Genomic DNA, 11762 nt, shown 5'->3' on the forward strand with positions numbered 1-11762 from the left:
CTAAGAAATGACGCAAGAATATAAAGACATACAGCCACAGGCTGAACCACATATCGTGAAGTCGCATGACATTCACATCGATGCGGATTATGCTGATTGGATAGCGGACATTAAGAGTCGCTATTTGTTCTATGCTGAGAAGATAAAAAAACTGAAACAACTTGTTTCAGTAATCAATGCAGAGAAAATGCACCAAGCTGGTGCAGAATTGATAAATCCCAAACTCCAACAATCTGTTGGAGAATTACAGTTCACTGTTAATCATGGCATAGCGTTCCAAGTCAAGAGCAATTGGCATAGCGTGTACGCCTCCTACAAAAGGAGTTGCAGGAGACCAAACGTTTGATGAGCAAGGCCGGTAAAGCTGAAAACTCTCAAAGTGGAAAGATTGATTCTTAACATTGTGAGAATATAAATGAAGTTGAACCTAATAAAGAATAATATATAATATGCCGAAGAAGCAATACAAAATGATTGACCTATTTGCGGGTTGTGGTGGACTTAGCCTAGGCATGGAACAGGCAGGCTTTACGCCATGGTTTGTTAACGAAATAGTCGAGACATTTTGTAATACATATAAAGCAAATCATCAACTTAGCGATGAACATTATTATGTTGGTGATATTAATGAACTGAATGCACATTTAGATGAATACGAACAGTATTTTTCAGATATAACATTGGTTTGCGGTGGACCTCCATGTCAAGGCTTTTCTATGGCAAATCGTCAAAGGATTCTTGACGACCCAAGAAATCAACTATATAAGGCATACTTGACATTTCTTAGCAAAGTGCGTCCAAAGTTCTTTGTTATGGAGAATGTTAAGGGCATGTCAAATAAGATAGACGAGATAAAACAGAACTTCAAGGATTTCCTTGGAGAAGAATATCTGTTTGACTATCGTTTGTTGCGTGCCCAAGATTTTGGCGTACCTCAGAATAGAGAGCGATTTATTATGATTGGCAATCGTCTTGGAATTGAACCGTTGGATATTTTCGATACAATATTTGAAAATAAAAGAAAACCTTTTGTTTTAAGAGACGCATTAGAAGGTCTTCCCCACCTTGAAGCAAGAAAGCAAAAGGGTGCAAAAGATGTTGAAAATGCAGAATCGGGCTTTACTATATGTGATTTTACATATCCAGATACAGATTTTTATCATTTCATAAATGGAGATAAAAACATAACAAAACTTTATAACCATAAGAATCGTTACAATAACCCTCGTGATATAGAGATTTATCGAAGATTGCCACAGGGGGCAAATTCTCTTCATCCATCTATTGCAGATATTATGCCTTATAAAAGTCGAAATGACATATTCAAGGACAAATATTTCAAATTGGATGAAACACAGATATGTAAAACTATCACTTCACACATGAAGTTTGATTGTAACATGTATATACATCCTTGGGAATCAAGAGGCTTAAGTCCCCGAGAAGCGGCAAGAATACAGACATTTCCCGATGATTATATAATAACTGGGGCTCAAAATATGTGGTATGCACAAGTTGGCAATGCTGTTCCAGTAAAACTGGCCAAAGCCATTGGTGATGGTATAATGAAATTTATCAAGTAATATGACACACTTAGAATTATTCTCTGGTATAGGTGGATTCCGTCGTGCATTAGATCTTCTTACTCAAGACGGAATAATGCCTTTTGAGTGTGTCGGATATTCGGAAATAGACTCAAAAGCAAAACTTACATATCAATCAAACTACAATGTAGAAGGCGAAGTTGATATGGGCGATATTGTTGCGTTTACCGCCAATCCAAACAATATAGAAGGATTGCCAGACTTTGATTTGTTGACAGGAGGATTTCCTTGCCAAACTTTTAGTGTTATGGGAGACCAAGCTGGGTTCAATGAAGACCGTGGCCAAATGTTCTTTAGAATAATAGACATTTTACAAGTCAAACTTCCGCGATATGTCTTATTGGAAAATGTAAAGAACCTTTATAGACATGATAATGGGAACACTTATGCACGTATTCAACAGGAACTTGAAGGCTTAGGGTATCATGTTTTCCCGAACATTTTCAATACCGTTGATTTCCATCTTCCTCAGAAACGAAGCAGAGTTCTAATCTTTGCAACTACTGAAAATGTTCCTGCCGATTTCGTGGCTCAATATACGCCAGACAATGTAAAAGCTCTTTTTGATGAACATTATCAGCAACTTGGTGTACTGAGCTATAATACCACCTTGGATTTATTGGAGGAACATGTCGATGCAAGATACTTTTTGTCAGAGCGAATGAAACCTACGATTTTGGCTGATGGTTCTGCTAATTTTAAGTCGCATTCGGATATTAACCAATTGATAGCGAGGACACTTACTGCTTCTATGCATAAAATGCATAGGGCATGTCAAGACAATTATTATAGTCAAGACTTTATAGAATCGCATGGAGCCATAAATCATGTTGAGGACTATACAAAGGAACAATTGGCACAACTGGACATCCGAAAATTGACCCCACAAGAGGCATTCATGCTTCAAGGTTTCCCTCCCGAATTTGCGACTAATGGGCAAAATGTAGGTGTAGCGAATGGCTCGTTATATAAGCAAGCAGGTAATGCTGTAAGCGTAAATACAATATATGCAGTTCTTTATTATCTTATCGAAAACCATATAATACATGAATAGTATGGAAGAAATTGTAAAACATATCAATGACACTAATGCAAGCTATCGAACTCCGAATGCTGGTGATGCCAAGAATACCGACTTGTTTCTTGACAATGAACATTATGAGCTATTCCGCGATGCTGGAGAACAAATCACGGTAAGGTTCAACAAAGAAAACCTTCAAAAGGCCATTTTGTTCATAGCCTCGATTTTGCCTCGTAAGTATGACAATTCTTCTATTCATAGAACAGAACCGTTTTCTTCGACATTTGTTTTCGACCAATTGGCTTTGTTGGATGCATTCTTTTCTATAGATGGAATTAAAGTTGAAGCTCGTACCCAGACTTGGAATTCAAGAAAAGAAGTAATGAAAAAGAGTGGCGAAATAGATAATCGTTTCTATTTCAATGGTCTTTTGGAGGATGTTACCTACATAAATAATAAAGGAGAGCATAAGACTGCAAAATTTACAATTCGTAATTATCTTGCAGGAGGTTATTCTGACCTTCACATTAAGAAGGCAGATAATGGAATCTTTGATGTGTGGGTCACAAACACATTTGAGTACAAAGATGACGGGAAAGAAAGCCGATATGAAGAGGTTGATAAAACTTCTACGTCAGACTCTCGCCAGCAAATCTTCTATGGTGCCCCAGGTACTGGAAAGTCACATCGCATTAAGGAACAGTTGAAAGCATTGAATGTGCCCAAGGAAAACATTTTCCGCACAACATTCCATCCTGATAGCGATTTTTCGACTTTTGTTGGAGCTTATAAGCCAACAATGAAGAGACAATATCGTTATGATGGAAAGGTTAAAGCCAAATATTACGAGGATGATGACTTAGCTGGAGCAAAAAAAGATGAAGTCATCATTGATAAGGTTATTCAATATGACTTTGTTCCTCAAACCTTTATAAAGGCTTATGTACGTGCTTACCAAACGAACGAAAATGTCTATCTGATAATAGAAGAGATAAACCGAGGTAATTGTGCTCAAATATTTGGAGACCTTTTTCAATTGCTTGATCGAGACGAAAATGGAGTTTCGGAATATACGATAAAAGCTGATGCAGATATTCGAGCATACCTTGAAGATGTACTTGGTTGTGATTCTGAAGGAATCAAGGATGGGGAACTTTGCCTTCCTTCCAACTTGTATATCTATGCAACGATGAATACAAGCGACCAAAGCTTGTTCCCTATCGACTCTGCCTTCAAACGCAGATGGGACTGGGAGTATGAGCCAATTAAGTACAAGAATGCTGATTGGGTAATTAAGATAAACGGAAATCAGTTCTCATGGACTTCATTCCAAAAAGAAGTGAACAATAGAATCTTTGAGTCCACAAATTCCGAAGACAAGATGTTGGGCGATTTCTTTGTAAAGCCATATGATGGAATTATAACAAAGAAACTATTGCTAAACAAGGTTTTGTTCTATCTATGGAATGACGTTTGTAAAGATGGCGATGGCGATATCTTCAAGACAGAAGACAATAAGGATGTTAAATTCTCAGACCTCTATGGTGAGAATGGTACAGTTATGCTCCTTTCCATGATGAAACATCTTAATGTGGAACTATTGTCAGAGAGTGACGTTGATGTTGAGGATGATGAAAATGGCAAAGATAATACTAAATATTCTATAAATGGTAGTGGCTCATATGCAAAAAGGTCTCTATCTACGGAGCTGGTAAAAGCGTATATTAGTCAACATCCAGAAATGCCTGCTACAGAGGTGGTAAACAAGTGGAAAAGTCTTGGGAGATTTGTTTCTCATTTCATTGAAACACAAGATGAATATGACACACGGACAGATCGTAATCCAAGAGTCAATATCATTCAATGCAATGGGGAAAATATATATGTCTCCACTAATGGTTGGGGAGGACAAGGCGTTATGGTTAGACTAATAAATGCAATTCCAAAAGATTGGAATTTAAATGTTGAAAAGATATAATAAGTAGTTATGCTGCTATTTATAGAAGGATATCCATATAATCTGGATGCCATCGTAAAAGATGGGCTTTCGATTAGAGAAATACTCAAAGATGTAGTGTCTGTACCTGTAAAGGAAGATAACTACGCCTTTGGGTATGTGGGATATTGTTATAGCAAAACTGCTAAGGATGTCATTTTCTTTTTACCCAAGGTCGTGTTGACTGGTGAACACAATGACGAAAACGTAGCAGATACTATCTTCGGTGCAACTCCGCAAGATATCATTGACTTCAATTCAGACTCAATCAAGTTGAAGTTTACAGAAGAAGGCTGTAAGGAATATAAGGAATTCCTTTCTACGCTTTCAATCTGGATATATAGAACCATTAGTGTTTATAAGGAAACTCACGATGACAACATTCTAGAATCCAAAGAATACCAAGGCGAAAGTCGTGGCAAGAAAGTCAAGCACAACACCTTGCTCGATGTAATAATAGCACTTCGAGACTTCAACAAGAACAATCAAGACTACTTTACATTTATTGCCAAGAACATACACTCGGGATTCAATAAAATTCAGTGGCAAAAGACTATCACCTCTACAAATCCAATTTTTCTGAAAGGTCAACCCATATATTCAGACCCTGTCAACAGAAAGAAAATGGTGAACTTTGATGAGGAATTGCTCGTCATCTTTTTCTCCATATTAAACTATATTCGAGAGGAACATGGCTTTTCTTTTGACATCAATATTCACTATCAACTGATTAGCCCTGAAAAAATAAAACGCTCATATATTGACAAGAATTTTGGATGCCGTCGTCTGAAACAAATCAAATACAAGTATTTCTCAGATAAGGCTCTGCGAATTTGGGATTTATGTTATGCTTTCTTTGATAGAGAGTATAAAATTTCCATCAATAGACAAGCTGAAGACTTCTTATTGGCAAAGAACTTTAATCTTATCTTTGAAGCAATGATTGATACGCTGATAAGTGGAGAGGATAAGCAAAAATTGCCAAAGGAACTGACAGACCAACGTGATGGCAAGTTAGTTGACCACATGTTTATTGGGCAAGGACTGATAGAGCAATCAAATTTGCCAGCAGAACTGACATATTATATTGGTGACAGCAAATACTACAAGCGTTCAAAGGATGATGCAACAGTACTTGGAGATAAGTCTATCTACAAGCAATATACCTATGCAAAGAACGTTATCCAATGGAATATGAACTTATTCCTTGATGACAATGATGATGGTGAGCAGCCACAGCTTCGTGATTCATTGACCGAGGGTTATAATCCAATTCCAAACTTCTTTATCAGTGCCAGAATTCCAAATAAGAAAGAAGGAAAGAAGTTCCTATCGTTTGACGAGGCACAATTGGAAACACAAGCAAATGGAATACAATTCAATCGACAGTTTGAAAACAGACTGTTTGACCGTGACACATTGCTTCTTTGTCACTACGATGTAAACTTCCTCTATATCGTGTCACTCTATGGTCGGGCAAACAAGAGCAAACAAGCGGCATGGAGAGAATACGTGCGTAAGGAATTTAGGGAAAAGATACAAGACACATTCAATCAACTCTATACATTCCGCACAATTCAACCTCGTGATGGTATGGATTGCTATCGTTTCTTGAAAGAGAATTTTAGTCAATTAAATGGCAAGTTATATCGTTCAAAAGCAAATAAGAACTATTTAGTTCTTGCTTTGATGAAGTGCGATGACAATAGCAAGAGTATTTGGAATTCTCTCAATGTCAGACAAGCATCCATTGAGCAAGAGATGACAGATAATGAGGCTGTATTAAAAAACATCCGAAGCCATTTTTATGTAAGTGAACCTTTTGCACTTGACACCGAGTTACAAGTAGAAGATTTGCCGAACGTTGGAACATTGGAACCACTGCCATCTGGTTCTAACGAATTGGCATTGCTGGTTACCAAAGAAGGGACTCACTATGAACAAGCTATTGAGCAATTGCAGAATACCTCAAAGGTCGGAATAGCCCTCAAGATGGATGGAGCTGTTCTTCAATTGGTAGAAGGTTTTACAAAGGCTAAATACTTGATAATTCACAACAAGAGTTCCAAATTCGTAATTTATGGCTTTGACGGAGTCGGTCCAAAATTAATTCCAGCACAAGGTGCTGCACCAATGGTGGTGACGAAAAAAAATGAGGATCTTTACCTTGTATATCAAGTTGACCTTCGCTTGAAATATTATCTTGGAGATTTGGATTTCAGCTCTGTAACAAAAGGTGGTGATAGTTATTCGCCAAAACTATTACCATTATCAAGATTGTTCAAAAGAAATAATAAAACGCAAGAGGAATAAACAACATATGAGCTACGAACAGAAATATTCGATTCTTGGCTTGGATTAATACATACGCCATGGCGAACCACAGAAGCGTGAACGTAGCGAAGCTTGGAAGGTTGCTATTGGGCTTCAACAGGTTGATAGACTTCAGACTTCTGAATATCTGCTTGATACTGCCAAACGGCATATCGAGGGTTATATAAGCATCAATGAAGCAAAGCAACTTATCGACTCATACTACAAGTCTGCATCTGGCCGAAAGGTTGTTGAGAATGACAGAACGGAAGAGGCAGATAAGGTGAATGTAAACGTCACAGAAAAGGTGAATGCCACAGAAAACGTCACAGATGTGTCACAGAAAACGTCACAGAAACGGGGTGAAAGGTTGACAGAAAACCGCCATGGGTTGATAGATAAGCATCAAAAGTTGATAGAAAAGTTGATAGAAAAGGCTAAAATGAATGGCGATAAGTTGATCAGGAAAAATGACTACCTTTGCAAAGTCATGTTCAAAGACCCATTAGGAAATACCTATACATCGTATGAAGAGTACGTCAATTCGCCAAACCTTGATACGGGTTTAATCTGGCTCAAATTGTGGAGTGGTGAACGTACACCCCAGAACGATGAGGAAAGGCATATAAAGATGGAGTTAGACGAAATGGACAGGAAAGGGATTGTCCCAGAATTTAATTTCGATTGATTCAGCATCATGGAAGATGAGTTTACAGCAAAAATGCACAGCGAGTTTACCGTTGACGAAGAGACAGATCAGAAGCACCGAGCAGGAACTACATGGGGGCTTATTGGATTTGATGCCGATGAAGCATCAATAAGACATTGGGCAGAGTGTTACGGCACTACCTATGAAACGTGTATGAAATGGAAATCCTATTGGCGAACCCTATATAAGAACAGCAAATGAGGCTATATAAATAGCAAAACTATATTTTTTGGTTATGGTGTGGGTGTAGTGTTACGCTTGCACCATTTTTACATAAAAAAGGGTGTAGTGTTGCTTTTTGCTCGTTTTTTGCTCGCAGTAAAAATAAAAAGTGTTGCAAATACTTGATTTGCAACACCTTCTGAATAATTTAACGTACCCAGAGCCGGGGTCGAACCGGCACGGGTTGCCCCACTGGTGTTTGAGACCAGCGCGTCTACCGATTCCGCCATCTGGGCTTAGTACGGGTGCAAAGGTACGTGTTTTTTCCGAATTAGCAAAGATTTAAGGAAAAAAAATATAAAAAGCTTGGTGCTTTCGTTATTTATGTGTATTTTCGTTGCCGAAAACCGAATGCTTAATCTGTATCTGATATGATGACAAATAACAGAAACTACTATTGTGTGATATTGGCTGGCGGCAAGGGCAAGCGTCTGTGGCCGTGCAGCCGCGAGAATAAGCCGAAACAGTTTATTGACTTTTTCGGTAGTGGAAGGACGCAACTTCAACAGACATACGACCGTTTTGTCGGCATCGTGCCGAAGGAGAATATCTTCGTAAGCACCAATGTAGTCTATGCCGGGCTGGTGCGCGAGCAGTTGCCAGATATTGCTGACGACCATATATTGGCCGAGCCAATATACAGGAATACTGCGCCGAGTCTCTCATGGGCTAACCATAGGATAGAGAACATGAATCCACAGGCGTGCATCATAGCGACTCCTTCCGACCAGATTGTTGTCAATGAGGAGGCGTTCAGGGATAATGTCCTTGAGGGTTTGCAGTTTGTAGAGAACCATGACAGGCTGCTGACCATGGGGGTCAAGCCGTCGAGGCCTGAGCCGGGCTATGGTTATATACAGATGGGTGATCCTGTGGAGCACGACGTGTACAAGGTGCAGTCGTTCACAGAGAAGCCTGAAAGGGAGTTTGCGAAGATGTTTATGGAGAGCGGCGAGTTCTATTGGAATACAGGCTTGTTTCTGGCAAACTGCCGTTATCTGCGAGAGTGCTTCACCAAGTTCTTGCCTCCTGTGCTACGTTCTTTTGATGCCGCAGAGGGACTGAGCGGCGTTGAGGCAGAGACAAGGTATATGATGGAGAACTTCCCCTCGTACCCTAACCTCTCTGCTGACGAGGCTATTCTTGAACGTTCGGAGAATGTCTATATGATGAAGTGTGACTTTGGCTGGGCAGACCTTGGCACTTGGCACAGCATATATGAGGCTATGCAGAAGAATGACGGGGACAATGTCATAGTAGACTCTGAGGTTATGCTTGACGACGCGAGGAATAATGTCATTAAGCTGCCAAAGGGCAAAATTGCTGTCATCAACGGACTCGAGGGCTTCATAGTAGCCGAGGAGGACAACGTGCTGTTGATATGCAAGAAAGAAGACTCTTCTGCCCTTGTCAGGAAGTTCGTCAACGAAATCCAGATGAGGAAGGGCGAAAAATATGTATAAGTAATTTTCCAATAAAAAAAGAGGCATCTACCTTCACAGGTGGATGCCCCGGCAAACTTAAACAACCAATAAAAGAAATAGATTGTCTTTTTTCTTTATTTGACAAGTTGACAAGTAAACAAGTTAATGTTTTATTGCCTTAGTTCATTTGTTAACACGAAGACAATTCTTGTCTGCTCGTCAACTTGTCAGCTCAAAGGCCTATCTGATAAACAGCAGCTCGCGATACTTGGGTAGTGTCCACAGCTCGTCTGCTACAACCAGCTCGAGCTTGTCTATCTGATAGCGGATTTTCTCCATCTTTGGCTCAACGGTGTCGTGGTAGGCAATAGCCTTGTCATGCTCGTTCTCGATCTTGTTGGCCACCTTGCGTGCAGCAACAAGTTCCTCGACACCAGTCTTTATAATCTGAGTGCGCTCTGCTATCTCACGGATTATCTTTACGTTACGATCTGTCAGGGCCTTTCCTTCCTCTTCTCCGAATATTCTCATCATACCTTCGACATTCTTTGTGAGCTGGCTCTGGTAGTGGGTAGCAACAGGGATGATATGGTTCAGTGACAGATCACCCATTACACGGGCTTCTATCTGTATCTTCTTGGTATATGTCTCCCATTTAACCTCGTTGCGTGCCTCAAGCTCGTTCCGCTTCATGACGTTCATGTCCTCGAACATCTTGACACTGCTGTCATCGAGATAGCGCTCGAAAATTACAGGGCAGCTCTTCTCGCAGTCGAGTCCTCTGCGCATAGCTTCTTCTACCCATTCGTCGCTATATCCATTGCCGTCGAAGTGGATAGGCTTGCATGTGCTGATATCCTCACGAATGATATCGATGATGGCGCTGGTCTTGTCCTCGCCCTTGGCTATGAGAGCGTCCACACGTGTCTTGAAGTCTGTGAGGGCTTCTGCAACAGCGGTGTTGAGAACAATCATTGCGCTGGCGCAGTTTGCCTCGGAACCTACTGCGCGGAACTCGAAGCGATTGCCGGTGAAGGCGAATGGTGATGTGCGGTTACGGTCGGTGTTGTCAATCATCAACTCTGGGATTTCAGGAATGTCAAGTTTCATTCCCTGCTTTCCGGCCATGTTGAAGAGGTCTTTCTTGTCGGCCTTCTCAATGTGGTCGAGCAATTCGCTGAGCTGCTTGCCGAGGAACGAGGAGATGATTGCAGGAGGTGCCTCGTTGGCTCCTAGTCGATGTGCGTTTGTTGCGCTCATGATGGAAGCCTTGAGCAGTCCGTTGTGACGGTATACTCCCATGAGGGTCTCGACGATGAATACTACAAAGCGCAGTGTCTCCTCTGGTGTCTTGCCAGGTCCGTGGAGCAGTACGCCTGTATCAGTGGAGAGGCTCCAGTTGTTGTGCTTGCCTGAGCCGTTGATGCCGTCGAAAGGCTTCTCGTGAAGCAGGGCGCGGAAGCCGTGCCTGCGTGCAATCTTCTTCATGAGGCTCATGAGCAACATGTTGTGGTCTACAGCAAGGTTGGTCTCCTCAAATATTGGAGCAACCTCAAACTGGTTGGGGGCAACCTCGTTGTGGCGTGTCTTGCAGGGGATGCCCAGCTCCAGAGCCTGTATCTCAAGGTCTTTCATGAAAGCCTGTACGCGCTCTGGAATAGTTCCGAAGTAGTGGTCCTCCATCTGCTGGTTCTTTGCAGAGTCGTGTCCCATGAGGGTACGTCCGGTCAGTACCAGGTCTGGACGTGCCGAGTAGAGGCTTTCGTCAACGAGGAAGTACTCCTGCTCCCATCCAAGATTGCTATGCACCTTCTTTACGTCGGGATAGAAATAATGGCAAACCTCGGTGGCGGCAACACTTACGGCGTGCAATGCGCGCAACAGCGGTGCCTTGTAGTCGAGCGACTCTCCAGTGTAGGAGATGAAGATTGTCGGTATGCAGAGTGTGTCGTCGATGATGAATATCGGTGATGTCGGATCCCATGCTGAGTAACCGCGTGCCTCAAAAGTGTTGCGGATACCACCTGATGGGAAGCTTGATGCGTCAGGCTCCTGCTGTACGAGCAACTTTCCTGAAAACTCCTCAATCATTCCTCCCTTGCCGTCGTGCTCTATGAAGGCGTCGTGCTTTTCTGCAGTTCCCTCGGTGAGTGGCTGGAACCAGTGGGTGTAGTGTGTAACGCCATTCTCGTCAGCCCACTGCTTGATGCCTTTGGCAACAGCGTCAGCGATAGAGCGGTCGAGAGTAGCACCGTTGTCGATAACGTCAACGAGTTTCTCATAGACATCACGTGGAAGGTACTTGTACATTTTTGCACGGTTGAACACGTTCTTTCCGAAATACTCAGAAGGACGCTCTACTGGTGCCATTACGTCGAGGGGCCTTTTCTTGAAAGCCTCTGCCACAACCTCAAATCTTAAATTTGCCATAGTTGTTTAAATTTTTTAATAAGCCTCCCCCTATCCCCTTGCC

Annotated in this window: 8 protein-coding genes and 1 tRNA gene; 7 read left to right on the top strand and 2 right to left on the bottom strand. The window is 41.5% G+C overall.

Annotated features, from left to right (window positions below; genetic code table 11):
* Positions 1-7 precede the first annotated feature (7 nt).
* From CIL02_RS07195 to CIL02_RS07220, 6 genes are all read left to right on the top strand, one after another.
* A complete protein-coding gene (locus CIL02_RS07195) occupies positions 8-346 on the top strand; it encodes a hypothetical protein (protein ID WP_094400378.1) in 339 nt (112 codons plus the stop codon).
* A 124-nt stretch (positions 347-470) separates the two neighbouring features.
* Positions 471-1583 (top strand): DNA cytosine methyltransferase, encoded by a 1113-nt coding sequence (locus tag CIL02_RS07200; protein WP_240513566.1) that lies wholly within the window; start codon positions 471-473, stop codon positions 1581-1583.
* 1 nt (position 1584) lies between these two features.
* Positions 1585-2658 carry a DNA cytosine methyltransferase gene (locus CIL02_RS07205; RefSeq protein ID WP_094400382.1) on the top strand — a complete coding sequence of 358 codons (1074 nt, stop codon included), beginning with the start codon at positions 1585-1587 and terminating at the stop codon, positions 2656-2658.
* A gap of 1 nt (position 2659) precedes the next feature.
* Positions 2660-4603 (top strand): AAA family ATPase, encoded by a 1944-nt coding sequence (locus CIL02_RS07210; RefSeq protein ID WP_240513568.1) that lies wholly within the window; start codon positions 2660-2662, stop codon positions 4601-4603.
* Between the two features lie 9 nt (positions 4604-4612).
* Complete coding sequence (locus CIL02_RS07215) at positions 4613-6934, top strand: LlaJI family restriction endonuclease (protein WP_094400386.1); 2322 nt, start codon at positions 4613-4615, stop codon at positions 6932-6934.
* A gap of 334 nt (positions 6935-7268) precedes the next feature.
* Entirely contained in the window at positions 7269-7622 is a 354-nt protein-coding gene (locus CIL02_RS07220; protein ID WP_206073474.1) for a hypothetical protein, read from the top strand.
* A 397-nt stretch (positions 7623-8019) separates the two neighbouring features.
* Here the strand turns inward: CIL02_RS07220 and CIL02_RS07230 are convergent.
* Positions 8020-8101, bottom strand: a tRNA-Leu gene (locus CIL02_RS07230).
* A 138-nt stretch (positions 8102-8239) separates the two neighbouring features.
* On the opposite strand from CIL02_RS07230, the gene CIL02_RS07235 reads away from it, so the two are divergent.
* A complete protein-coding gene (locus CIL02_RS07235; RefSeq protein ID WP_094400488.1) occupies positions 8240-9328 on the top strand; it encodes a mannose-1-phosphate guanylyltransferase in 1089 nt (362 codons plus the stop codon).
* A gap of 201 nt (positions 9329-9529) precedes the next feature.
* Here CIL02_RS07235 and CIL02_RS07240 read toward each other — a convergent pair whose 3' ends face one another.
* Entirely contained in the window at positions 9530-11719 is a 2190-nt protein-coding gene (locus tag CIL02_RS07240; RefSeq protein ID WP_094400392.1) for a glutamine synthetase III, read from the bottom strand.
* Positions 11720-11762: the final 43 nt, after the last annotated feature.

Source organism: Prevotella sp. P3-122 (assembly GCF_002251365.1).
Classification (GTDB): domain Bacteria; phylum Bacteroidota; class Bacteroidia; order Bacteroidales; family Bacteroidaceae; genus Prevotella.